21 protein-coding genes are annotated in these 23215 nt (G+C 67.4%); 17 read left to right on the top strand and 4 right to left on the bottom strand.

The window, feature by feature from the left end:
- Positions 1-183: 183 nt before the first annotated feature.
- Together ybaL and A7X97_RS06135 are read right to left on the bottom strand one after the other, a co-directional pair.
- On the bottom strand, positions 184-1881 hold the full coding sequence (gene ybaL, locus A7X97_RS06140; RefSeq protein WP_069139333.1) for a YbaL family putative K(+) efflux transporter: 1698 nt from the start codon (positions 1879-1881) through the stop codon (positions 184-186).
- Between the two features lie 198 nt (positions 1882-2079).
- Positions 2080-4467 carry a TonB-dependent receptor plug domain-containing protein gene (locus A7X97_RS06135; protein WP_111007691.1) on the bottom strand — a complete coding sequence of 796 codons (2388 nt, stop codon included), beginning with the start codon at positions 4465-4467 and terminating at the stop codon, positions 2080-2082.
- 334 nt (positions 4468-4801) lie between these two features.
- On the opposite strand from A7X97_RS06135, the gene A7X97_RS06130 reads away from it, so the two are divergent.
- Complete coding sequence (locus A7X97_RS06130; RefSeq protein ID WP_061480402.1) at positions 4802-6667, top strand: ABC-F family ATP-binding cassette domain-containing protein; 1866 nt, start codon at positions 4802-4804, stop codon at positions 6665-6667.
- A 114-nt stretch (positions 6668-6781) separates the two neighbouring features.
- Here the strand turns inward: A7X97_RS06130 and ampR are convergent, their stop codons facing one another.
- On the bottom strand, positions 6782-7645 hold the full coding sequence (gene ampR, locus A7X97_RS06125; RefSeq protein WP_111007690.1) for a LysR family transcriptional regulator AmpR: 864 nt from the start codon (positions 7643-7645) through the stop codon (positions 6782-6784).
- Between the two features lie 174 nt (positions 7646-7819).
- On the opposite strand from ampR, the gene blaL2 reads away from it, so the two are divergent.
- The 3 genes from blaL2 to A7X97_RS06110 all read left to right on the top strand — a co-directional run bounded on the left by blaL2 (position 7820) and on the right by A7X97_RS06110 (position 10729).
- Entirely contained in the window at positions 7820-8731 is a 912-nt protein-coding gene (blaL2, locus tag A7X97_RS06120; protein WP_111007689.1) for a L2 family extended-spectrum class A beta-lactamase, read from the top strand.
- An 85-nt stretch (positions 8732-8816) separates the two neighbouring features.
- A complete protein-coding gene (locus tag A7X97_RS06115; protein ID WP_072167665.1) occupies positions 8817-10034 on the top strand; it encodes a cation:proton antiporter in 1218 nt (405 codons plus the stop codon).
- A 53-nt stretch (positions 10035-10087) separates the two neighbouring features.
- Entirely contained in the window at positions 10088-10729 is a 642-nt protein-coding gene (locus A7X97_RS06110) for a hypothetical protein (protein ID WP_005410764.1), read from the top strand.
- A 50-nt stretch (positions 10730-10779) separates the two neighbouring features.
- Here A7X97_RS06110 and A7X97_RS06105 read toward each other — a convergent pair whose 3' ends face one another.
- Positions 10780-11523, bottom strand: a complete 744-nt coding sequence (locus A7X97_RS06105) for a DUF3011 domain-containing protein (protein ID WP_072167666.1) — start codon at positions 11521-11523, stop codon at positions 10780-10782.
- A gap of 158 nt (positions 11524-11681) precedes the next feature.
- Between A7X97_RS06105 and aspS the strand changes: the two genes are divergently transcribed.
- The 13 genes from aspS to tolA all read left to right on the top strand — a co-directional run bounded on the left by aspS (position 11682) and on the right by tolA (position 23021).
- Entirely contained in the window at positions 11682-13433 is a 1752-nt protein-coding gene (gene aspS / locus A7X97_RS06100; protein WP_088497145.1) for an aspartate--tRNA ligase, read from the top strand.
- Between the two features lie 16 nt (positions 13434-13449).
- Positions 13450-13773 carry a DNA primase gene (locus A7X97_RS06095; RefSeq protein ID WP_072167668.1) on the top strand — a complete coding sequence of 108 codons (324 nt, stop codon included), beginning with the start codon at positions 13450-13452 and terminating at the stop codon, positions 13771-13773.
- 31 nt (positions 13774-13804) lie between these two features.
- The gene (locus A7X97_RS06090) at positions 13805-14326 is read left to right on the top strand and encodes a GNAT family N-acetyltransferase (protein ID WP_049415346.1); all 522 of its coding nucleotides are present in this window, start codon (positions 13805-13807) and stop codon (positions 14324-14326) included.
- Between the two features lie 75 nt (positions 14327-14401).
- Positions 14402-15034: an esterase/lipase family protein gene (locus A7X97_RS06085; protein WP_032954421.1), complete on the top strand. Its 633-nt coding sequence runs from the start codon at positions 14402-14404 to the stop codon at positions 15032-15034.
- A gap of 175 nt (positions 15035-15209) precedes the next feature.
- Positions 15210-15941: a YebC/PmpR family DNA-binding transcriptional regulator gene (locus tag A7X97_RS06080; protein WP_005418519.1), complete on the top strand. Its 732-nt coding sequence runs from the start codon at positions 15210-15212 to the stop codon at positions 15939-15941.
- Positions 15942-16047: 106 nt separating this feature from the next.
- Positions 16048-16569, top strand: coding sequence for a crossover junction endodeoxyribonuclease RuvC (gene ruvC / locus A7X97_RS06075; protein ID WP_005418518.1), 522 nt, complete (start codon positions 16048-16050; stop codon positions 16567-16569).
- A gap of 13 nt (positions 16570-16582) precedes the next feature.
- Complete coding sequence (gene ruvA, locus A7X97_RS06070) at positions 16583-17176, top strand: Holliday junction branch migration protein RuvA (RefSeq protein WP_005418517.1); 594 nt, start codon at positions 16583-16585, stop codon at positions 17174-17176.
- Between the two features lie 49 nt (positions 17177-17225).
- Complete coding sequence (locus A7X97_RS06065; RefSeq protein ID WP_072167670.1) at positions 17226-19145, top strand: potassium transporter Kup; 1920 nt, start codon at positions 17226-17228, stop codon at positions 19143-19145.
- A gap of 126 nt (positions 19146-19271) precedes the next feature.
- The gene (gene ruvB, locus A7X97_RS06060) at positions 19272-20312 is read left to right on the top strand and encodes a Holliday junction branch migration DNA helicase RuvB (RefSeq protein WP_111007688.1); all 1041 of its coding nucleotides are present in this window, start codon (positions 19272-19274) and stop codon (positions 20310-20312) included.
- Positions 20302-20733 carry a tol-pal system-associated acyl-CoA thioesterase gene (gene ybgC, locus A7X97_RS06055; RefSeq protein ID WP_049413323.1) on the top strand — a complete coding sequence of 144 codons (432 nt, stop codon included), beginning with the start codon at positions 20302-20304 and terminating at the stop codon, positions 20731-20733. The genes ruvB and ybgC overlap by 11 nt, the downstream gene beginning before the upstream one ends.
- A 10-nt stretch (positions 20734-20743) precedes the next feature.
- Positions 20744-21523 carry a protein TolQ gene (gene tolQ, locus A7X97_RS06050; protein ID WP_005410752.1) on the top strand — a complete coding sequence of 260 codons (780 nt, stop codon included), beginning with the start codon at positions 20744-20746 and terminating at the stop codon, positions 21521-21523.
- A gap of 24 nt (positions 21524-21547) precedes the next feature.
- Positions 21548-21976 carry a protein TolR gene (gene tolR / locus A7X97_RS06045; protein WP_005410751.1) on the top strand — a complete coding sequence of 143 codons (429 nt, stop codon included), beginning with the start codon at positions 21548-21550 and terminating at the stop codon, positions 21974-21976.
- A complete protein-coding gene (tolA, locus tag A7X97_RS06040; RefSeq protein WP_069139342.1) occupies positions 21966-23021 on the top strand; it encodes a cell envelope integrity protein TolA in 1056 nt (351 codons plus the stop codon). Before tolR ends, tolA begins: the two co-directional genes overlap by 11 nt.
- Positions 23022-23215: the final 194 nt, after the last annotated feature.

The raw sequence follows: 23215 nt of genomic DNA, 5'->3' as shown, positions 1-23215 counted from the left end.
GGTCTTGCCGTGTGCGCAGGATTGCGCACACGAGCAAGCGGCGACCGAGCTTACATGGGCGTACTTGCAGCAGCCCCTGCAAGCGGACCCACCCCGCCATCCCACGGATAGTCAGCTTTTGCCTTTGCCTTTGCCGTTGCCTTGGCAGGTGCAGGGCTGCAAGCCCTGCCGCAAACACACCCCTCACACCACCGGAATGCTGTGCTGCCCCAGATTCCGATATGGCGGCGTGGACATGACCATCTCCGCCAGCGAATAGGCCAGCTCGCGCTCGGCCATCACCGTGCCATCGGCACCATGCTCCAGCAGATGCTTCACTTCGGCATCGCTGTGCGCACGTGCCAGCAGGGTCAGGTCCGGGTTGATCGCACGCAGCTTGGCCAGCGCCTCACCGGCTTCCAGCGGCTGCGGAATCGCCAGCACTGCGATCTTGGCCCGCTCTGGATGGGCCTCGGCCAGCACCCGGTCGGCGGCGGCGCTGCCGCGGATCGCTGCCAGGCCCCTGGCGTGCGCCTGCTCGACGTGCTCCTTGTTGTCATCGATCACCAGCACCGGCACGCCGCGATCGCGCAGCACCTGTGCCAGCTCGCTGCCGACCCGGCCATAGCCGATCACGATGGCGTGGTCATGCAGGTCGCGCGACGGGCCGGTCGCCTCTTCCGGCTCTGGCGTTTGCGGCTGTGTTTCCTGCTTGGCCTGCCATCGGTCGAGCAGGCCGAACACCAGCGGGTTGAGCATGATCGACACCAGCGCGCCGGCCAGCACCAGCGACTGGCCTTCCTTCGGCAGGATCTGCAGCGCCACGCCGAGGCCGGCGATGATGAAGGCGAACTCGCCGATCTGGGCGAGGCTGGCCGAGATGGTCAGCGCAGTGCTGGTCGGGTGGCCGAACGCGCGCACGATGAAGAACGCGGCTGCCGACTTGCCGAACATGATGATCAGCACCGTGGCCAGCACCTGCCACGGATGCTGGACGAGGATGTTGGGGTCGAACAGCATGCCGACCGAGACGAAGAACAACACCGCGAACGCATCGCGCAGCGGCAGCGAATCATGCGCGGCCTTGTGGCTCAGTTCCGATTCGTTGAGCAGCATGCCGGCGAAGAACGCGCCCAGCGCGAACGAGACACCGAACAGCATCGCAGAGCCGAACGCCACGCCCAGCGCAATTGCCAGCACCGACAGGGTGAACAGTTCGCGCGAGCCGGTACCGGCGATACGTTCGAGGATCCACGGGATGACCCGGCGCCCGACCACCAGCATCACCGCCACGAACAGGCCCAGCTGCACGAAGGTCCAGCCGATGTCGGCCAGCACGCTGCCCAGCGAGTGCGACTCCTTGGCCGCGTCGGGACCGAACACGCCGGCCATCACCGGCATCATCACCAGCGCCAGCACACAGGCCAGGTCTTCGACGATCAGCCAGCCGACCGCGATCTTGCCGCGCATCGTCTCCAGCAGGCGCCGTTCCTCCATTGCCCGCAGCAGCACCACGGTACTGGCCGTGGCCAGCGAGAAACCGAAGATGACGCCATGAATGGCCGGCCAGCCCATCAGCGAGGCCACGCCCCAGCCGAGCAGGGTGGCCACCGCGATCTGGCCGATGGCGCCGGGGATGGCGATGGCCTTGACCGCCATCAGGTCCTTCAGCGAGAAGTGCAGGCCGACGCCAAACATCAGCAGCATCACGCCCAGTTCGGCCAGCTGGTTGGCCAGCGCCTGGTCGGCGACGAAGCCGGGGGTGAACGGGCCTACGCAGATGCCAGCAACCAGGTAACCGACCAGGGGAGACAAGCGGAGCTTGTTGGCCAGCGCGCCGAAGATGAAGGCGAGCCCCAGGCCAACGGCAACGATGTTGATCAGGTCGGTGTCATGGTGCATCGGCACTCGCAGGAAATCGGGGGTGCCCCGATTTTCACCGATGAAGCCAGATACGGCAAACCTGCCGTCCACGTGCCGTGGCCGGCGGGTTTGCCACGCATTTCTCCTCTACCCCCGCCTTCGGCGCGCCCCTTCAACAAGAAGGGGCTCTCCTCCAGATGCGGCCCGGGGTTGCCGGCCAGCGGCCGGCACTACCGCTTACCAGGTGTACTTGATCCGCCCGTACACATACGCGCCGTTGAAGCCGAACGGCGAGTAGTTGCTGTACGGCAGCATGCCGAAGGTGGAGTTCTGCAGGTCTTCGGTGCGGTCCGGGTACTTGTCCAGCAGGTTGTCGGCGCCCACGGTCAGAGTCCAGTTGCTGCTCGGCTTGTAGCTGGCCGAGGCATCCACCACCCAGGCATCGCCGTAGGTCTGGTCGCGCAGCGCGGTGGCCGAGTTGCGCACGGTGAACTTGCCGTAGCGGGTGGCGGCCAGGCCCAGTTCCCAGTGATCCGAACGCCAGGTGCCACTCAGGATCGCCTTGTCGCGCGGGTAGCTGTCCTCGATGCGGCCGATCTCATCACGGCCGATCAGCGACTGGGTCAGGCCCAGCGTGCCGAACACCGCTGGGGTGCCGCCGACACGGCGCACTTCGGTGTCGTTGTAGCTGTACGCAGCGGTCAGCTCCAGGCTGCTGGCGTTGAACGGCACCGTATAGCTGGACACGAAGTCGACGCCGCGGGTGCGCGTATCCAGGCCGTTGGTGAAGTACGAGAACGCGGTCACCTGCGGCAGGCCGAGGGTGCCCAGCAGCGCGCTGGTGGCGGCGTTGGTGGTGATGCTGGACGACAGCGCGATGCGGTCATCAATGTCGATCTGGTACGCATCGACGGTGATGTACAGGCGGTCGACCGGCTGCAGCACCAGGCCCAGGCTGTAGGAGGTGGAGGTTTCGGCCTTCAACGGCGAGGCGCCCAGCGCCTGCGCGGCCGGGCTGGTGGTCGGGAAGGTGCCGCGTTCAACGAACACGCCATTGAGGAACTGGCTGGTGACCGCCTGGTAGCCCTGCTGCGCCAGCGACGGTGCACGGAAGCCGCTGGAGGCGGTGGCACGCAGCGCGACCTTGTCGGTGAACGCATAGCGCGCCGACAGCTTGCCGGAGAAGCGGTCGCCGAAGTCCGAGTAGTCCTCGTAGCGGCCGGTGATGCCGGCCGAGAACTTCTCGGTCAGGTCCGCTTCCAGGCCGGCATAGACCGCGTAGTTGTGGCGGTCGGCATGCACTTCATTGGTCGGGGTGAAGCCGGCGAAGCCCTGCGCGCCGCTGCCGGTGTACGAGTTCAGTTCGCCCGGATTCTGGTCCCACTTCTCCTTGCGGTACTCACCGCCGAAGGACAGCGTGACCGGGTAGGCCAGGCCCCAGTCCAGCGACTTGGTCAGGTCGGCGTTGAAGATGTCCTGCTGGTACTTCAGCGTGCCGTCGTAGAACGAGCGCGGGCTGGTCGCACCGAGGCTGTAGTTGATGCTGTTGCGGGTGTGGAAATCGAGGGTGTTCTCGCCGTGGTTCAGGCTCAGGTCCCAGGTCCAGCCGCTGTCGGTGTTGCCCTTGACCCCGGCCACCAGCGAGCGGTCCTTGGAATACTGGTTGATCTCCGGCACGTAGCCGTCCGGATAGGTCTGCGCCAGCAGCGCGCTCTGCCCGCTATGGTTGCGCGAACGGTAGAACGCGAACGAGGTGATGTCGCGGTTGCTGAGCAGCGCGCTGGCGTAGCCGGTCACGTGGTCGCTGAAATCGAAGCTGGCGTTGGCCGAGGCGGCAGTGGCGTCCACGCGCGGGTCGCCGACGATGAAGGTCTTCTGGCCGATGCTCGGGAAGTTGCCGGTATTCGGCGTGGTGCCGCGGTACGGGCCGGCGCGGTTGCTCTCGTCCTGCTGGCTGATCTGGCCGGCCACGTGCACGCGGCCACGGCCGTTGCCGAACTCGACGCCGGTATCGCCGGAAAGCTGGTACTTGTTGCCGTCGCCGGCGGAGTACTGGCCGTAGTCCACGGCCAGGCTGCCGCCACGGCCGCTGCCCTTGAGCACGATGTTGATGACGCCGGCGATGGCGTCCGAGCCGTACTGCGCCGACGCGCCGTCGCGCAACACTTCCACGCGCTCGATCGCGGCGATCGGGATCGCGTTGATGTCCACCGCCGACGAGCCACGGCCGATGCTGCCGTTGACGTTGATCATCGCCGAGGTGTGGCGGCGCTTGCCGTTGACCAGCACCAGCACCTGGTCCGGCGACAGGCCGCGCAGTTGCGCCGGGCGCACGCCGCTGGTGCCGTCGGTCAGGGCAGGGCGCGGGAAGTTCAGTGAGGGCAGGGCGCGTGACAGGGCGGTGGCCAGTTCACTGGTGCCGGTGGACTGCAGCACTTCAGGGGTGATGATGTCGATCGGCGACTGCGATTCGGCGACGGTGCGGTCGGCCACGCGGGTGCCGGTGACGATCACGGTGTCCAGGGTGTTGGCGGCGGTGCCGGCCTGCTGGGCGGCGGCGACGAACGGAGAGCCACCGAGTGCGACAGCGACGGCGGCGGCGATCAGGCTGGTCTTGCGGGTCATCGGGATGGGCTCCGGTTGGCGGGGGCGGCACCGGAATCGACATCACGGGGGTGAGGCGGACGGCGGTTGTTGCGGTGCGCAATACAGCAATTAACGGGATATTCAGTGCCTGTCAAATGCCGGTCATCGGAAAAAACGTTGCAGCAGCAACCATTTAGCCCGGACAGGCATCGGCGGGGAGGAGACCCGGGAAGCGCGCGGCGAGGACGTGGGAGAGAGGAACGTCGGCCACTGCGCATCCCGGGACGCGTCAAGTATTCGTTAACGCTAGAATTGCGTCGCAGGAACAGTGCTCACCAGCACATTCCATCCGGTTATATGGACCCCTTCCCCGATGATCTCCCTTCGTAATTTCGCCTTGCGCCGCGGCGAGCGGCTGCTGTTGTCCAATGTCGACCTGACCCTGCACGCCGGTTACCGGGTAGGTGTGGTCGGCCGCAACGGTGCTGGCAAGTCCAGCCTGTTCGCGGCGGTGAAGGGCGAACTGGAGGCCGACAAGGGTGACGTCGACCTGCCCGGCAAGGTCCGTATCGCCAGCGTGGCCCAGGAAACCCCGTCGCTGCCGGACCCGGCGCTGAGCTTCGTGCTGGGCGGCGATACCGAGGTGGCTGCGGTGCTGGCCGAAGAGGCCGAGGCAACCGCCCGCGAAGACTGGGAGGCGGTGGCCAACGCACACACGAAGATGGCCGAGATGGGCGCCTACGACGCCGAAGCGCGCGCCGGCAAGCTGCTGCACGGGCTCGGCTTCCCGGCCGAGACGCACCACCGCGCGGTGTCCTCGTTCTCCGGTGGCTGGCGCGTGCGCCTGAACCTGGCCCGTGCGCTGATGATGCCCAGCGACCTGCTGCTGCTCGACGAACCGACCAACCACCTGGACCTGGACGCGGTGTACTGGCTGGAACAGTGGCTGCTGAAGTACCCAGGCACCTTGTTGCTGATCTCGCATGACCGCGAATTCCTGGACAACGTGGCCACCCACACCCTGCACCTGCACGGTGGCGGCGCCAAGCTCTACCCGGGCGGCTACACCGATTTCGAGCGCCAGCGCGCCGAACAGCTGCGCCAGCAGCAGATCGCGCACGAGAAGGAGCAGGCCGAGCGTGCCCACCTGCAGAGTTTCATCGACCGCTTCAAGGCGCAGGCGAGCAAGGCCGCGCAGGCGCAGAGCCGCATGAAGCGCCTGGCCAAGCTGGCCGGCACCGAAGCGGTGCGTGCCGAACGCGAGTTCCGCATCGAGTTCGCGCCGCCGGCCAAGCTGCCGTTCTCGCTGATCCGCCTGAATCACGTCGAGGCCGGCTATGGCCAGGACGCGGTGATCCTGCATAACGTCGGCTTCGGCCTGGAAGCGGGCCAGCGCATTGGCCTGCTCGGCCCCAACGGCGCCGGCAAGACCACCCTGGTGAAGACCCTGGTGGGTGAACTGGCGCCGATCGTCGGTGAGCGCATGGCGCACCCGGACCTGAAGATCGGCTACTTCGCCCAGCACACGGTGGAGTCGCTGCACGAAGGCCAGTCGCCGATGGAGCACTTCCGCGAGATCGCCCCGGATGCGCCGAACCAGTCGTTCCGCGATTTCCTTGGCAAGTGGAATTTCCCGGGCGACCGCGCGTTCGAGCCGGTCGATGGTTTCTCCGGTGGCGAGCGTGCGCGCCTGGCGCTGGCGCTGATCGCCTGGCAGCAGCCGAACGTGCTGCTGCTGGACGAACCGACCAACCACCTTGACCTGGAAATGCGCGAAGCGCTGGCCGAAGCACTGGCCACCTTCGAAGGCGCGATCGTGATGGTCTCGCACGACCGCCACCTGATCGGCCTGGTCTGCGATACCTATTGGCGCGTGGCTGATGGCGTGGTCGAGCCGTTCGACGGCGATCTGGATGCCTACGCCGCGTGGCTGCGTACCCGCCCGCAGGCACAGGGCACCAAGGCGCGCATGGAACAGGTGGAAGAGCCGGTGGTGGTCAAGACCGCCCCGGTGGCGCAGGTGGTGCAGAAGAAGCCGGTGAACCCGCACAAGCTGGCCGCCGCTGAAGCCAAGGTGGCCGAGCTGGAAGGTGCGCTGGCCGAACTGGATCGCCAGCTGGCCGACCCGGCCAACTACGCCGATGCCAGCCGCATGGCCGTGCTTGGCCGCGATCGGGAAACCGCCGCCGCGCAGCTGGAAAAGGCTGAAGCGGCGTGGATGGAGCTGCTGGAGTCCTGACCGGTCGTGCCGGCCAGCGGCCGACTGGCATTTCTGCAGAGCCGAGCCACGCTCGGCTTTCGCGCGTAGCGCGGCATTGGACACGGAGCAGCCGAGCGTAGGCTCGGCGCTACATCATGCCTGCGCCTGCAGCCACTCGCGGAAGCGCTTGGCCGGCTCGCGCTCGGCGCGCGAGCGTAGCCGCGTCAGCCAGTAGCGGCCCAGCTCCAGCGTGGTGCCGAACGGCTGCAGCAGGCGGCCTTCGGCCAGTTCCTGCTCGAACATGCGCAGCGGCAGCAAGGCCACGCCGGCACCGCCGGCGGCGGCCATCGCCACCGTCAGCGAGGAATCGAACACCGGCCCACGTGCTTCCACACCGCTGACGCCGGCCGCCTGCAGCCAGCGCGGCCATTCGTCGCTGCGATAGGAACGCAACAGCGGCAGCGTGGCCAGGTCGCGCGGCTGCTTCAGCCGCCGCGCCAATGCCGGGGCGCACAGCGGCGCGAAGGGCGCATCGAGGATCGCCGTGCAGGCCTGGCCCTGCCAGTCGCCATCACCGAAGCGGATGGCCAGATCCAGCCCTTCGCCGGCCAGGTCGATGCGGTTGTTGTGGGTCTGCAGGCGCAGCTCGATGTCCGGATGCGCGGCCTCGAATGCGGCCAGCCGTGGCAGCAGCCAGCCGGTGGCAAAGGTGCCGACCACCCCCAGTGTCAGCACTTCGCGGGCCGGCCCGCCGGTGTAGCGCGCGATGCTGGCCGAGATGCGTTCGAACGATTCGTTGAGCACCGGATACAGCGCTGCGCCTTCATCGGTCAGCGCCACGCCGCGCGGCAGGCGATGGAACAGGCGGATGCCGAGCCGGTCTTCCAGGCCCCGGATCTGGTGGCTCAGCGCCGCCTGGCTGACACACAGCTCCAGCGCGGCACGGGTGAAGTTCTGATGGCGGGCGGCGGCCTCGAACGCGCGCAGCGCATTCAGCGACAGGGTCGGGTGCAGCATCGTACAGTCGTGAGCTGGAGTGATGGCTGATCCTACCCTGTCGATAGAGTTGTTCGTAACAGTAGTGGGTTGAATGCGACAGGCATGAATAATTTTCATGTCTCTCGCTGATATTTCGCGCTGGTCGCCCATCGTGCTGGCCTGAATAATCGAGGGGTTGCCAGGAGATTCCGTATGCTCGCCCGTCGCCGATTCCTGCAGTTCAGTGGTGCCGCCGCCGCTTCTTCGCTTGCCCTGCCGTTGCTGGCGCGTGCGGCAGGCAAGGCCAGCGCACGCGCACCGACCGAGGCTGCCATTACCACCGCCAACGATTTCGCAGCGCTGGAGATGGCCTGCGCCGGCCGCCTGGGCGTGACCCTGCTCGACACCGCCAGCGGTCGCCGCTTGGGTCATCGCCAGGATGAGCGCTTCCCGATGTGCAGTACCTTCAAGAGCATGCTGGCGGCCACCGTGCTCAGCCAGGCCGAGCGTGCGCCCGCGCTGCTCGACCGGCGCGTGCCGGTGCGCGATGCCGATCTGCTCTCGCATGCACCGGTCACCCGCCGTCATGCCGGCAAGGACATGACCGTGCGTGACCTGTGCCGGGCCACTGTGATCACCAGTGACAACACCGCCGCCAACCTGCTGTTCGGCGTGGTCGGTGGCCCGCCCGCGGTGACCGCGTTCCTGCGTGCCAGCGGCGATACGGTCAGCCGCAGCGATCGGCTGGAGCCGGAAATGAACAGCTTCGCCGAGGGCGACCCGCGCGACACCACCACCCCGGCGGCGATGGCCGCCACCCTGCAGCGTGTGGTGCTGGGCGATGTGCTGCAACCGGCGTCGCGGCAGCAGTTGTCCGACTGGCTGATCGACAATGAGACCGGTGATGCCTGCCTGCGCGCGGGACTCGGCAAGCGCTGGCGGGTGGGTGACAAGACCGGCAGCAATGGTGAAGACGCGCGCAACGACATCGCCGTCCTGTGGCCCTTGTCCGGCGGCGCACCGTGGGTGCTGACCGCCTATCTGCAGGCCAGTGCGATCAGCAACGAGCAGCGCGCCGGGGTGCTGGCGCAGGTGGGGCGCATTGCCGATCGCCTGATCGGTTGAGGTAACCGGGAGTCATCCAGAAACGGCTTGCCGGATCGGTTCAGCGCGCGCATCCTGCGCGCGTTCCAACCCCACGGAAGACCCCATGAGCCATGAACTGATCTACCTGCTGCTGATCTTCGCGCTGCTGGTGATCCCACGCGCGTTGCAGCGTTTCAGCCTGCCCGCCCCGTTGACCTGCCTGCTGTTCGGCATCATCGGCATGCTCTGGCTGGGGGATCAGGCACATGATGCGGTGATCGGACTGCTGGCCACCCTGGGCATTTCCTCGCTGTTCCTGTTCGCCGGCCTGGAAGTGGATCTGCAGGCGCTGCGCCGGGGCATGTGGCCGCTGCTGGCACATCTGGTCATCCGTACCGGCACGCTGTTCGGCGTCGGCTGGTTGGCCTGGCGTTACGCAGGATTGCCGTGGCAGGCCGCCGGGCTGCTGGCGTTGGCGCTGCTGACGCCCTCGACCGGTTTCATCATGGACTCGCTGTCGCGGCTGGGCCTGAGCGAGGACGAACGGTTCTGGGTGACCAGCAAGGCCATCGCCGGTGAGCTGCTGGCGCTGGCGGCGTTGTTCATCGTGCTGCAGGCCGGCGACCCGGGACACATGGCGCTGTCCAGCCTGGCGCTGCTGGCGATGATGGTCGGCCTGCCGCTGCTGTTCATCGCGCTGGGCCGCTGGGTGGCGCCGCACGCGCCGGGCTCGGAGTTCTCGCTGCTGGTGATGGTCGGCATGGTGGCGGCCTACATCACCTACCTGCTGGGCGTGTATTACCTGGTGGGCGCGTTCATCGCCGGCCTGGTTGCGCGCCTGCTGCACCAGCGCATGCCGCTGCTGGCCTCGCACGAGAACCTGCACGCGCTGCGCCTGTTCGCCTCGTTCTTCGTGCCGTTCTACTTCTTCAACGCCGGCACCAAGGTGCCCAGCGAAGCGTTGAGCTTCGAGGCGCTGGGGCTGGGCATCGTGATCACCCTGGTGGTGCTGCCGCTGCGCATCGGCGTGGTCTGGCTGCAGCGCCGGGTGATGTTCGGCGAGAGCTTCCGCAGCAGCCTGCGCGTCTCGCTGGCGCTGGCTCCGACCCTGATCTTCACCCTGGTGCTGGCGGCGATCATGCGCGAGCGTTTCCAGATTCCGGCGGTGCTGTTCGGCGCGCTGCTGCTGTACGCCGCACTGACCACGCTGCTGCCGTCGCTGGTGTTCCGTACACCGTTTGACGTTGATCCGGTGGAGCAGGAGCCGGCCGGCGAGGGCGAGGCCGCGCCGGTAGCGGCGGCGACCGAAGCACTGCCGGCAGCACCGTCTGCCGAGCGCTGAGCGGGACTGGCGCGCGGTTTGCGCCCATCGTCCATGGCCGTTAGGGTTGGGGTATGAGACCGATTGCCGTTGCCACTACCGCCGCCCTCCTGCTCAGCCTCGCTGCGTGCACGCAGCGCTCCGACACGGTCGCCCATGACCTGGCGACCGCACCGGCCGATGCGTTCATGGCCGCCATCGCCGCACATTGCGGCCAGGCCTACGTCGGCAAGGTGGTGGAGGACACGCCTGCACCGACCGCCAAGGATCCGTTCGCCGGGCAGCGCCTGGTCATGCATGTGCGCGGCTGCGCCGACCCGGCGCACGAACTGCGCATCCCGTTCCATGTCGGTGATGACCACTCGCGGACCTGGGTGCTGACCCGCACGCCGAACGGGCTGCGGCTGAAGCACGACCATCGCCACGAAGACGGCAGCCCCGACGCGATCACGCTGTACGGTGGCGACAGCACGCCGCCGGGCACCGCCGAGCGCCAGCAGTTCCCGGCCGATGCCGATTCGGTGGCGATGTTCCGCCGCGCCGACATGCTGGCTTCCACGCATAACACCTGGGCGATGGAGATCGATCCGGATCAGACGTTCGTCTACGAACTGACGCGCCCGGACGGCCGCCGCTTCCGCGTGCAGTTCGACCTGAGCAAGCCGGTCGACCTGCCACCGCCACCGTGGGGCGACGACACAGCACCCGCGCCGTGATCCCCGGGTCGGACCCCTCCTGCGGAGGGCTCTGACCCCAACCCCTCAACTCAACGCGTACCGAAGCGCGCCCGGCAACCGTTGCTCACCCACACCTGGCCCCGTGCGTAGCCCCAGCTACGGCCCTCCTGGCAGGCGCTGCCGGACAGCTGCTGCTGCAGTACCGGCCGGCCCTGGCGCTCATCCCAGTCGCAGTTCTGCGTGCGGTTGTTGTTGCTGCTGCAGGTGATGGAGTAGTTGCTGTTGCCGCCGCCCCAGCCACCGCCCCCGCCGCCCCAGCCGCGAGCTTCGGCGAATTCGGCGCGGCAGCCGTTGCTGACCCACACCGCGCCATTGCGCACCCCCCAGGTACGGCCTTCGTCGCAGGGGCTGCCGGACAGCTGGCGGACCAGGCGGGCATTGCGCCAGCCGACCGGGCAGCTGCGTTCGCGATTGTTCTGGCTCTCACAGCGGATGGTCTCGCCGGGCCGGCCGTTGTTGCCGCCCCAGCCACCGCCGTTGCCGCCGCCCCAGCCACCACGGGCCTCGACGAATTCGGCGCGGCAGCCATTGCTGACCCAGATGCTGCCATTGCGGCTGCCCCAGGTGCGGCCCTCGTCGCAGGCGCTGCCGGACAGCTGGCGGACCAGCTGCGCATTGCGCCAGCCTGTATTGCACACGCGTTCTCGGTTGTTCTGGCTCTCGCAACGGATCACCCCGCTTTGCGCGGCGGCCGGGGCGGAGGGCAGGGCGAGCGTGGCGATGGTGCCCAGGCTCAGGGTCACGGCCAGGCGGGCCAGGGACAGCGGATTCATGGCGGCATCCCATACGGTGGCAGGTGCCTGACTATAGGGAGGGGGATGATCAAGCCGGTGTGACTGGCCGGATTTGCCCCGGCCGGGGCCTCGGCCGCAGAATACGGGGCTTTCCGGCCCCCATCCGGTGCCGGCGTTCTCCAGCGGAGCTTCCCCCAATGCGTACCCACTTCTGCGGCCTGGTCGACGAGACCCTGATTGGCCAGACTGTCACCCTCGCCGGTTGGACCGACGTGGCCCGTAACCAGGGCGGCGTCTGCTTCATCGATCTCCGCGATCATGAAGGCATCGTGCAGGTGACCGTGGAGGTCGACAACGCCGAAGTGTTCGCCGTGGCCGCTTCGCTGGGCTACGAGGACGTGCTGCAGGTGGAGGGCGTCGTGCGCGCCCGCCACGCGGTGAACGACAAGATGCGCACCGGCAAGGTGGAAGTGATCGCCACCGCCATCACCGTGCTGAACAAGGCTGCGCCGCTGCCGTTCCACGCCCACGAGAACCCGGGCGAGGAAACCCGCCTGAAGTACCGCTATCTGGACCTGCGCCGTCCGGAAATGCAGCGCATGCAGCGCACCCGCATCAAGCTGGTGCAGGCCCTGCGCCGCCACCTGGACGAAAAGGGCTTCCAGGACATCGAGACCCCGATCCTGACCAAGGCAACCCCGGAAGGCGCGCGCGACTTCCTGGTGCCGGCGCGCATGCACCCGGGCGAGTTCTACGCGCTGCCGCAGAGCCCGCAGCTGTTCAAGCAGATCCTGATGGTGGCCGGCTTCGACCGTTACTACCAGATCGCGCGCTGCTTCCGCGACGAAGCACTGCGTGCCGACCGCCAGCTGGAGTTCACCCAGCTGGACATGGAATTCGCCTTCGTGCGCGAGCGCGACGTGCAGGACTTCGTCGAAGACATGATCCGCGCCATCTTCAAGGAAGTGGTCGACGTCCAGCTGGATGCCAGCTTCCCGCGCATGACCTGGGCCGAGGCGATGCGCCGCTACGGTTCGGACAAGCCGGACCTGCGCATCGCGCTGGAGCTGGTCGACGTGGCTGAACTGGTCAAGGACAGCGAGTTCGCAGTGTTCACCGGCCCGGCCAACGATGCCGAAGGCCGCGTTGCCGCGCTGCGCATCCCGGGCGGTGCAGCGCTGAGCCGCAAGCAGATCGACGAGTACGCCGCGCACGCCGCCAAGTACGGCGCCAAGGGCCTGGCCTACATCAAGATCGCCGACAACGGCGAAGTCAGCTCGCCGATCCAGAAGTTCTTCAGCGAGGCTTCCTTTGCTGCGCTGGTCGCCCATGTTGGCGCCGGCAATGGCGACATCGTGTTCTTCGGTGCCGGCAGCTACAACAAGGTCTCCGACTTCATGGGTGCGCTGCGCCTGAAGGCCGGCAAGGACTTCGGCCTGATCGCCGATGGCTGGGCGCCGCTGTGGGTCACCGACTTCCCGATGTTCGAATGGGACGAGGAAGAACAGCGCTACGTCGCCCTGCATCATCCCTTCACCGCACCGGCCGTGGACGACATCGCCGACCTGCGCGCCAACGCCCGTACCGCCGTCTCGCGCGGCTACGATATGGTGCTCAACGGCAATGAAATCGGCGGCGGTTCGATCCGTATCCACCGTCCGGACATGCAGAGCGCAGTGTTCGAGCTGCTCGGCATCGGCGCCGAAGAGGCCCGCGCCAAGTTCGGATTCCTGCTCGACGCGCTGAACTACGGCGCGCCGCCGCACGGTGGCATCGCCTTCGGCATCGACCGCATCGCCGCGCTGATGGCCGGCACCGAGTCGATCCGCGACGTCATCCCGTTCCCGAAGACCACCGGTGCACAGGATCTGATGACCGACGCGCCGTCGCCGATCGTCGACGCGCAGCTGGCCGAAGTGCACATCCAGGTTCGCCCCAAGACCAACTGATCAGGAGATCCAGGCAATGACCGAGTTTGCGTTTTCGCTGGAGTGGGAAAAGCTGGGCAATGAAGGCTCCGAGGCCAACCTGGTCACCGAGCGTGCACGCGTGTTCGGTGGTTGGCTGGTCCGCGTCGGTACCAACCCGGCGGCGATGGCCCTGACCTTCGTCGCCGACGGCGAAGGCCGTTGGGACGGTGAAGACTTCGGCGTCGAGGATTACGAGGACGACGAAGAGGAAGAGTACGACGAGGACGAGGAAGGCGAGGAAGAAGAGGACGAGGACGAGGACGAAGAAGAGTACGAGGAAGAGGACGAGGAAGAAGAGGAGTCGCCTGAAAAGGCTTGACCCCCGCTTCGCCCTGGCGTCAACTTCCTGCATGTATTCGATCCGCCGCGCCACTGTGGACGATGCGCCGACCCTGTCGGCGCTGGCCGCCCGCACGTTCACCGAAACCTTCGGCCATCTGTACCCGCCGCAGGACCTGCAGGCCTTCCTGGAGGAGGCCTACACGGTCGAGCGCCAGCGCGTGATCCTGGCCCACCCCGATTACGCAGTGTGGCTGCTGGAACTGGATGGGGAGGCGGTCGGCCATGCCGCCGCCGGCCCCTGTGGCCTGCCGCATCCGGATGTGAAACCCGGTGACGGCGAACTCAAGCGCCTGTACCTGATCAAGACGCAGCAGAGCTGCGGCTGGGGCAGCCGCCTGCTGGAAACCGCACTGGCCTGGCTGGAGCGCGAAGGCCCGCGCACGCTGTGGCTGGGCGTGTGGTCGGAGAACTTCGGCGCGCAACGCTTCTACGCCCGCTATGGTTTCGAGAAGGCCGGCGAGTACCTGTTCCCGGTTGGCGATACCAACGATCTTGAATTCATCCTGCGCCGCGCACCGCGCGCGGCCTGACGTTCACCGCCGCTTGCTGCGCGCGCGTGTTCAATCACCTCACGTTCCTGCCCCGCTGACCGCCAGGCTGTTTGCATGACTCCCCCCGTATTGCTGCTGCATGGCATCTGGAATGCCCGCGCCTGGGTCGGGCCGCTGGCCTGGCGCCTGCGCGCGCGTGGTTTCCAGGTGCATGCGTTCGGTTACTCCTCGGTGTTCGGTGGTCCCGACGTGGCGGTGCCCCAGCTGCTGGAACGGTTGGCCGACGCCGGGCCGTTGTCGCTGGTCGGCCACAGCCTGGGCGGGTTGCTGGCGCTGGAAGCGCTGCGGCGCAATCCGCAGCTGCCGGTGCAGCGCGTGGTCTGCCTGGGTTCACCGCTGCGCGGCAGTGGCACCGCACGCTCGTTGTCCGAGCACGGCTGGGGCCTGGCGCTGGGACGCAGCAGCGAGCTGCTGCTCGATGGCCTGCCGGACTGGCAGGGCAGGGCCGAGGTTGGCCTGATTGCCGGCTCGGTGCCGCACGGGCTGGGCAGCCTGCTGGGTGCCATCGACGATGCCTCCGACGGCACCGTGGCACTGGCCGAGACCCGGCTGCCGGGCCTGGCCGACCATTGCGTGGTCCGCACCAGCCACAGCGGCCTGGTGGTGTCGCCCGACGCTGCGCGGCAGACCGCGCATTTCCTGCGCCATGGCAAGTTCGACCACAGCCGCGACGCGGCGGCAGCATAGGGGCAGGGGAGGCAGGCCGCCCTGTAGAGCCGAGCCCATGCTCGGCTGCATTCCGTCGGGCCCATTGAGCCGAGCATTGGCTCGGCTCTACAACAATACGGGCCTAGACACGGTTGCAGCGCCCGATCAGGTAGAATCCGCGCCTTGATCCTGAAGCAGCCAGACGGTAGCACCCATGGGTAGAGGCCCCTCCATCGAAGCCCGCAAGAACGCGTCCGACGCGAAGCGCGGCAAGATTTTCACCAAGATCATCCGCGAGATCGGCGTTGCCGCGCGCGGCGGTGGAGGCGACCCCAACAACAATCCGCGCCTGCGCGTGGCCGTGGACAAGGGCCTGGCCGTGAACATGTCCAAGGACGTGATCGAGCGTGCCATCAAGAAGGCGACCGGTGAGCTGGAAGGCGTCGACTACGAGGAAGTCCGCTACGAGGGCTACGCTCCGGGTGGCGTGGCCGTGATCGTCGACTGCCTGACCGACAATCGCGTGCGCACTGTGGCCGACGTCCGCCATGCGTTCAGCAAGTGCGGTGGCAACATGGGCACCGAAGGCTCGGTGGCCTTCATGTTCAAGCGCCTGGGCGTGCTCAGCTTCGCCGCAGGGGCCGACGAGGAAGCCATCACCGAAGCGGCCATTGAGGCCGGTGCCGATGACATCGTGGTCTACCCCGATGACGGCTCGATCGATGTGGTCACCAGCCCTGACGCGTTCAACGCGGTGAAGGATGCGATGGCCGCCGCCGGCCATGTCGCCGACCACGCCGAGATCACCTTCCGCGCGGACAACGACATCAAGGTTGAAGGCGACGTCGCCCTGCAGGTCAAGAAGCTGCTGGACATGCTCGAAGACCTGGACGACGTGCAGGACGTGTATTCCAACGCCGAACTCGGCGCCGACGCCTACGCCTGAGCCGTCTGCGACGGCCTGGGCGCGGGCCGTTGAACGGTCACCGCGGACAGCCATGAGCCCCCTACGCCTGCCAGCGCATCCCGTTCCGCCCCGCCAGGAGTGCAGCATGACCCGCATCCTCGGCATCGACCCCGGTTCGCAGCGGACCGGGGTCGGCATCATCGATGTCGATGCCGCCGGCCGCGTCACCTACGTGCACCACCAGCCATTGGTGCTGCTGGGCGCCGACGACTTCCCGCAGCGCATGAAGCTGCTGGTGCTGGGCCTGGCCGACCTGTGCCGCGAGTACCAGCCGCAGGAAGTGGCCATTGAAAAGGTGTTCATGGCCCGTAATCCCGATTCGGCGCTGAAGCTGGGCCAGGCCCGGGGCGCGGCGATCTCGGCCGTGGTGCTGCGCGACCTGCCGGTGCACGAATACGCCGCCAGCGAGATCAAGCTCGCCGTGGTTGGCCGTGGTGGCGCCGAAAAGCAACAGGTTCAACACATGGTCGGGCTCATGCTCAACCTGAAAACCAAGCTGCAGGCCGACGCGGCCGACGCGTTGGCGGTGGCGATCACCCATGCCCACGTACGGGCAACGGCCAACCGCCTGGGGCTCAGTGCCCGCCAGGCGTGGGGCCGCAAATGAGGAGCTGCACGCAATGATCGGTCGACTGCGCGGCATCGTCGCCTACAAGGCGCCGCCGTGGCTGGTGGTGGACGTGAACGGGGTGGGCTACGAACTGGAGGCGCCGATGAGCACCTTCTACGACCTGCCTGAGCTCGGCCGCGAGGTCACGCTGTACACCCACTACGCGCAGAAGGAAGACAGCGTTTCGCTGTACGGCTTCCTGCGCGAGGGGGAGCGGCGCTTGTTCCGCGACGTGCAGAAGGTCAGTGGCATTGGCGCGAAGATCGCGCTGGCGGTGCTGTCCGGCGTTTCCGTCGAGGAGTTCGCGCGCATGGTCCAGGCCGGTGACATCACCGCGCTGACCCGCATTCCCGGCATCGGCAAGAAGACTGCCGAGCGCATGGTGCTGGAACTGCGTGACCGTGCCGCCCAGTTCGGTGCCGGCGGCGCGCTGCCCACCGGCAGCGGCCCGGCCCCGGCCGACCCGCTGTCCGATGCCACCGTGGCCCTGCAGCAGCTGGGCTACAAGCCGGCCGAAGCGGCACGCATGGCCCGCGACGCCTTCAATGAAGGCGACGAAGTGGCCACCGTGATCCGCAAGGCGCTGCAGTCGGCGCTGCGCTGAGCCGCGTCCCTTTCCTTCAACGAACCGCCTGAGCGTCGCCAGGAGTCCCATGTCCAGCAGTCAAACCCCGCACGCAGCTGCCCCCGGCAGCCACGGTCACGCCCCTCCAGCAGGAGGCATGGCGCTGATCATCGGTGCGATCGGCGTGGTGTTCGGCGATATCGGTACCAGCCCGCTGTACACGCTGAAGGAGGCGTTCTCGCCACACTACGGGCTCAACAGCGACCACGACACCGTGCTGGGCGTGCTGTCGCTGGCGTTCTGGGCGCTGAACATCGTGGTCACGCTGAAGTACGTGACCATCATCATGCGCGCCGACAACGACGGCGAGGGCGGCATCATGGCGCTGATGGCGTTGACCCAGCGCACGCTGCGCAACGGCTCGCGCTCGGCCTACGTGGTCGGCATCCTCGGCATTTTCGGTGCCTCGCTGTTCTTCGGCGACGGCGTGATCACCCCGGCGATATCGGTGCTGGGTGCGGTGGAGGGCCTGGAGGTGGCCGCGCCGGGCCTGCATGCCTTCATCGTGCCGATCACGGTGGTGGTGCTGTTGATGGTGTTCGCGGCGCAGCGCTTCGGTACCGAGAAGATCGGCAAGGCCTTCGGCCCCATCACGTCGGTCTGGTTCATCTCGCTGGCGGCGATCGGCATCTACAACATCGTCGATGCGCCGGAAGTGCTCAAGGCATTCAACCCGTGGTGGGCGATCCGCTTCTTCATGGAGCACAGCTGGCATGGGATCTTCATCCTCGGCGCAGTGGTGCTGGCGGTGACCGGTGGCGAGGCGCTTTACGCCGACATGGGCCACTTCGGTGCCAAGCCGATCCGACACGCCTGGTACTTCTTCGTGCTGCCGTGCCTGGTGCTGAACTACCTGGGGCAGGGCGCACTGGTGCTCAACCACCCCGAAGCGCTGAAAAACCCGTTCTTCGAGGCGGTGCCGCCGTGGGCGCTGTACCCGATGATCATCCTGGCCACCATGGCGGCGGTGATTGCCTCGCAGTCGGTCATCACCGGCGCGTTCTCGGTCTCGCGTCAGGCGATGCAGCTGGGCTACATCCCGCGCATGCGCATCAAGCACACCTCGCACGACACCATCGGCCAGATCTACATCCCAGGCATCAACTGGGGCATCGCGGTAATGGTGATCGGCCTGGTGCTGGCCTTCCGCAGCTCGTCCAACCTGGCAGTGGCCTACGGCATCTCGGTGTCGGCCACCATGCTGATCGACACCCTGCTGCTGGCCCTGGTGGCCCGTTCGCTGTGGCCGAAGGCGCGCGCCTGGCTGCTGCCGCTGTGCGTGGTGTTCTTCATCATCGACCTCGGCTTCGTCATCGCCAACGGTGCCAAGCTGCTGCAGGGCGCCTGGTTCCCGGTGGTACTGGGGATCTTCCTGTTCACCATGATGCGCACCTGGCGCCGTGGCCGCGAACTGCTGCGCGATGAGATCCGCAAGGACGGCATCCGCCTGGATACCTTCCTGCCTGGGCTGATGCTGGCACCGCCGGTGCGCGTGCCGGGCACTGCAGTGTTCCTCACCGCCGACCCGACCGTCGCCCCGCATGCGCTGATGCACAACCTCAAGCACAACAAGGTGCTGCACGAACGCAACGTGTTCCTGCACGTGGAGACCCTGCCGATCCCGTATGCGATGGAAGGGCAGCGGCTGAAGATCGAATCGGTGGGCGACGAGTTCTACCGCGTCTACGTGCGCTTCGGCTTCATGGAAACCCCGGACGTGCCGCTGGCGCTGATGCGCTCGTGCGACCACGGTGGCATCTACTTCGACCCGATGGACACCACCTTCTTCGCCAGCCGCGAAACCATCGTGGCCACCGCCAACCGCGGCATGCCGATCTGGCGCGACAAGCTGTTCGCGCTGATGCACCGGAATGCCGCGCCGGCCACGGGCTTCTTCCGTATTCCCGGCAACCGCCTGGTCGAACTCGGGGCCCAGGTCGAGATCTGAGGTCTGGTAGTGCCGGCCGCTGGCGGGCATCCGCCGCACCACCGGTGTTCATGGGGTTGCCGGCCAGCGGCCGGCACTACCGTGCTTCCGGCCCCGGAATGCAACCATTTACCGCATAATCACGGTATGACCGACGACCGCATCATCGGCGCCGGCGCCACCCGCGAGGATGACGCCGCCGACGCCAGCATCCGCCCCAAGCGCCTGGCCGACTATCTCGGCCAGGCCCCGGTGCGCGAGCAGATGGAGATCTACATCGAAGCGGCCAAGGGGCGCGGCGACGCGCTCGACCACGTGCTGATCTTCGGGCCGCCTGGCCTGGGCAAGACCACGCTCAGCCACGTCATCGCCAACGAACTGGGCGTGGCCCTGCGGGTGACCTCCGGTCCGGTGATCGAGAAGGCCGGGGACCTCGCCGCACTGCTGACCAACCTGCAGCCGCACGACGTGCTGTTCGTGGACGAGATCCACCGCCTGTCGCCGGTGGTCGAGGAAGTGCTGTACCCGGCGATGGAAGACTTCCAGATCGACATCATGATCGGTGAGGGCCCCGCGGCCCGTTCGATCAAGATCGACCTGCCGCCGTTCACCCTGATCGGTGCCACCACCCGCGCCGGCCTGCTGACCGCGCCGCTGCGCGACCGCTTCGGCATCGTCCAGCGGCTGGAGTTCTACAGCGTCGAGGAGCTGACCCGGATCGTGCGCCGTTCGGCCACCATCGTCGGCATCGACTGCACCGCCGACGGCGCCGGCGAGATCGCGCGGCGCGCGCGCGGCACCCCGCGTATCGCCAACCGCCTGCTGCGCCGCGTGCGCGACTACGCGCAGGTGAAGGCGGGCGGCCACATCGACGAGGCCGTGGCGCAGGCCGCGATGAAGATGCTCAAGGTTGATCCGGAAGGCTTCGACGAGCTCGACCGGCGCCTGCTCAAGACCCTGGTCGACTACTTCGATGGCGGCCCGGTCGGCATCGAGTCGCTGGCCGCGGCGCTGTCCGAGGAGCGCGGCACGCTGGAAGACGTGGTCGAGCCGTACCTGATCCAGCAGGGCTTCCTGGTGCGCACCGCGCGCGGCCGCATGGCCACCCACAAGGCCTACCGGCACATGGGCCTGAAGCCGAAGAACCCGCCGCAGGATCTGTTCGCGGAGGTTCCCGATGTCGGTTGAGCCACTATTCAGTTGGCCGACACGCATTTACTGGGAAGATACCGACGCAGGCGGCGTGGTCTACCACGCCCGCTACGTGGCCTTCATGGAACGGGCCCGGACCGAATGGATGCGTGCGCTCGGCTACGGCCAGGAGCGCATGCGCGCCGAGCATGGGATGGTCTTCGCGGTGCGCTCGATGCAGATGGATTTCATCAAGCCGGCACGGCTGGATGACACCCTGCAGGTGAGCGCCCGCCTGGTCCAGCTGAAGAAGGCCAGCATGGTCTTCGACCAGCAGATCCTGCGCGACGGCGAGCTGCTGCTGTCGGCCCGGGTCCGCATCGCCGCACTGGAAGCGGCCAGTTTCCGCCCGCGTGGCATGGACGAGGCCGTCCTTGCCATGCTGCAACCCCACCTCCACCCCGAATCCGAACACTGAGGAACAACGGATGATCGCAACGCTCCTGGCCCTGCAGGCCACGGTCACCGAGGCACTGCCGGCCGACGTCAGCAACGCCGCGACACAGACCCTTGCCCAGGCCACCACCGGCGGCGGCATCAACTACCTCGAACTGATGGCCAAGGCCAGCCTGCCGGTGAAGATCATCGTGCTGCTGCTGCTGGTCGGCTCGTTCGTCAGCTGGGTGATCATTTTCCGCAAGGCCCGCGTGTTCAAGCAGGCCACCCGCGAAGCTGACGAGTTCGAGAACCGCTTCTGGTCCGGCGCCGACCTGGGCAAGCTGTACAGCGCCGCCACCGACCGCAGCCGCAGCGTGACCGGCCTGGAAGCCATCTTCGAAGCTGGTTTCCGCGAGTACACCCGCCTGCGCGACAAGCGCCGCCTGGATGGCCGTGCGCAGCTGGAAGGCGCGCAGCGTGCCATGCGCACCACCTACACCCGCGAAGTGGACCAGCTTGAGCGCAACCTGGAACTGCTGGCCAACATCGGTTCGACTGCCCCGTACGTGGGCCTGGTCGGTACCGTGTTCGGCATCATGGTGACCATGCACGACATGATCAGCAGCGGTGCGCAGGCCGGTATCGCCGCCGTCGCGCCAGGCATCTCCGAAGCCCTGTTCGCCACCGCCATCGGCCTGTTCGTGGCGATCCCGGCGGTGTGGGCCTACAACCGCTTCACCACCCGCGTGGAGCGCATGTCGGTGCGGTTCGAGACCTTCGCCGAAGAGTTCAGCTCCATCCTGCAGCGCCAGAGCGCTGGCGACGAGTAAGCGCCTGACCCGGGAGTCCAAGCCATGTCCGCTGCCATCGGTCGCCGCAAGCGCCGCAAGCTGAAATCGGAAATCAACGTCGTTCCCTACATCGACGTCATGCTGGTGCTGCTGATCATCTTCATGGTCACCGCGCCGCTGCTCACCCTGAGCTTCGACGTCGACCTACCGCAATCCAACGCCAAGGCGCTGGAAAGCAAGCAGGACCCGGTGATCGTCTCGGTGCGCCAGGACGGCCAGCTCAGCCTGAAGCTGCCCGACGCCAAGGAGCCGACCGCCGTGTCGGCCGAGGAACTGGAAGGCCGCCTGGCCGGCATCGCCGCCCAGGACAAGGGCGTGCGCGTGATCGTCGCCGCCGACCGTGCCGTGGCCTATGAAAAGGTCATCGCCGCGATGGATGTGATCAAGCGCGCCAAGGTAGACAAGGTAGGCCTGGCCACCGATGCACGCTGACGCCCTGCCACCTCCGCAGCAGCGCGAACCCGGCTGGGGCCTGCCCCTGGCGCTGGCGTTGCTGGTGCACCTGCTGGTCGCGCTGGTCTTCATCGTGGCCTGGTTCTGGTCGCCCGAGCGCAACACCGACGCCGCCGCCGGTGATCCGTCGGTGGAGGCCAGCCTGGCGCTGTCCGCGTCCGAAGCGTCCGCCGCCCGCCAGGCCCTGCGCCAGTCCGAAAAGCTGGAGGACCTGCCGCCGCCGGTGGCCGAGCCGGTTCCGGTGCCGGAAGACACCATTCCGCCGCCACAGCCGATTCCCGAGCCGCGCCCACAGGACGCCCCCACGCCGCAGCAGCAACAGGCACAGGAGCGTGTCGCGCAGCCGGATACCAAGGACCAGGAAGCGGTCAGCGCGTTGGCCATCTCGCAGGAGAAGGCCAGGCAGGAGCAGGAAGCCAAGCGCCGCCAGGAGCAGATCGACCTGACCGAACGCAAGCGCCAGGAAGAGGCCGAGCAGAAGCTGCGCCTGGCCAAGCAGCAGGAAGAAGACGCGAAGAAGAAGCTGGCCGATCAGGCGCGTCAGGCCGCGGACAAGGCCGAGGCCGAGAAGCAGAAGAAGATCGCCGAGATCCGTGCCCGCCGCGAACAGGCCGAAAAGGAAGCCAAGCTGGCTGAGCAGAAGCTGCGCCAGGTCGCCGCCGCCCGCAATGCCGCGGGCAGTGCCGCCGCCGGTTCCAGCGGTGCGTCCCAGCCGGCCGCCGGTGGTGGTGGCAACAGCGATGATCTTTCGGCCAAGTACGCCGCGGCGATCCAGGCCAAGGTGCTGTCGCAGTGGGTGCGGCCGGACACGGTGCCGCTGGGCCAGCGCTGCCAGATCACCATCACCCAGATTCCGGGTGGCACGGTGATGCAGGCCAAGGTCAGCCCGAACTGCCCGTACGACGAGGCCGGCAAGCGTTCGATCGAGGCCGCCGTGCTCAACGCGCAGCCGCTGCCGTACCGTGGCTTCGAGTCGGTGTTCGCACGCACGCTCAACTTCACGTTTACTGCCCAGGATCGCTGAGGCGGCGGGCCGGGGCGGCTCTCGAGCCACCCGCGCCCACGGTTGTCGCGCTTGCCTCTGGTGTGCTCGGTTTCGACCGGGCAGGCTGTGGGCTGCTGTCGAACACCGTCCTCCGGGGCGGCGTGACCAGGGCAGACGGTGCGATGTTAGCCACGACGTTAACGGTGCGTGAGAAGACGGGCTGGAACTGACCC

Source organism: Stenotrophomonas sepilia (assembly GCF_003244875.1).
Taxonomy (GTDB): domain Bacteria; phylum Pseudomonadota; class Gammaproteobacteria; order Xanthomonadales; family Xanthomonadaceae; genus Stenotrophomonas; species Stenotrophomonas sepilia.
The sequence above is the reverse complement of the archived record's forward strand: the minus strand, read 5'-3'. Positions and strand labels throughout refer to the sequence as shown.

Coding starts and splice junctions, on each gene's coding strand:
- A7X97_RS06085 (WP_032954421.1), top strand. CDS start 14,402: ATGACTCCCCCCGTATTGCTGCTGCATGGCATCTGGAATGCCCGCGCC.
- ruvA (WP_005418517.1), top strand. CDS start 16,583: ATGATCGGTCGACTGCGCGGCATCGTCGCCTACAAGGCGCCGCCGTGG.
- A7X97_RS06065 (WP_072167670.1), top strand. CDS start 17,226: ATGTCCAGCAGTCAAACCCCGCACGCAGCTGCCCCCGGCAGCCACGGT.
- tolR (WP_005410751.1), top strand. CDS start 21,548: ATGTCCGCTGCCATCGGTCGCCGCAAGCGCCGCAAGCTGAAATCGGAA.
- ampR (WP_111007690.1), bottom strand. CDS start 7,645: ATGCTGCACCCGACCCTGTCGCTGAATGCGCTGCGCGCGTTCGAGGCC.
- tolQ (WP_005410752.1), top strand. CDS start 20,744: ATGATCGCAACGCTCCTGGCCCTGCAGGCCACGGTCACCGAGGCACTG.
- A7X97_RS06115 (WP_072167665.1), top strand. CDS start 8,817: ATGAGCCATGAACTGATCTACCTGCTGCTGATCTTCGCGCTGCTGGTG.
- A7X97_RS06090 (WP_049415346.1), top strand. CDS start 13,805: ATGTATTCGATCCGCCGCGCCACTGTGGACGATGCGCCGACCCTGTCG.
- A7X97_RS06135 (WP_111007691.1), bottom strand. CDS start 4,467: ATGACCCGCAAGACCAGCCTGATCGCCGCCGCCGTCGCTGTCGCACTC.
- ruvB (WP_111007688.1), top strand. CDS start 19,272: ATGACCGACGACCGCATCATCGGCGCCGGCGCCACCCGCGAGGATGAC.
- tolA (WP_069139342.1), top strand. CDS start 21,966: ATGCACGCTGACGCCCTGCCACCTCCGCAGCAGCGCGAACCCGGCTGG.
- ybgC (WP_049413323.1), top strand. CDS start 20,302: ATGTCGGTTGAGCCACTATTCAGTTGGCCGACACGCATTTACTGGGAA.
- blaL2 (WP_111007689.1), top strand. CDS start 7,820: ATGCTCGCCCGTCGCCGATTCCTGCAGTTCAGTGGTGCCGCCGCCGCT.
- A7X97_RS06105 (WP_072167666.1), bottom strand. CDS start 11,523: ATGAATCCGCTGTCCCTGGCCCGCCTGGCCGTGACCCTGAGCCTGGGC.
- A7X97_RS06080 (WP_005418519.1), top strand. CDS start 15,210: ATGGGTAGAGGCCCCTCCATCGAAGCCCGCAAGAACGCGTCCGACGCG.
- A7X97_RS06095 (WP_072167668.1), top strand. CDS start 13,450: ATGACCGAGTTTGCGTTTTCGCTGGAGTGGGAAAAGCTGGGCAATGAA.
- ruvC (WP_005418518.1), top strand. CDS start 16,048: ATGACCCGCATCCTCGGCATCGACCCCGGTTCGCAGCGGACCGGGGTC.
- aspS (WP_088497145.1), top strand. CDS start 11,682: ATGCGTACCCACTTCTGCGGCCTGGTCGACGAGACCCTGATTGGCCAG.
- A7X97_RS06130 (WP_061480402.1), top strand. CDS start 4,802: ATGATCTCCCTTCGTAATTTCGCCTTGCGCCGCGGCGAGCGGCTGCTG.
- A7X97_RS06110 (WP_005410764.1), top strand. CDS start 10,088: ATGAGACCGATTGCCGTTGCCACTACCGCCGCCCTCCTGCTCAGCCTC.
- ybaL (WP_069139333.1), bottom strand. CDS start 1,881: ATGCACCATGACACCGACCTGATCAACATCGTTGCCGTTGGCCTGGGG.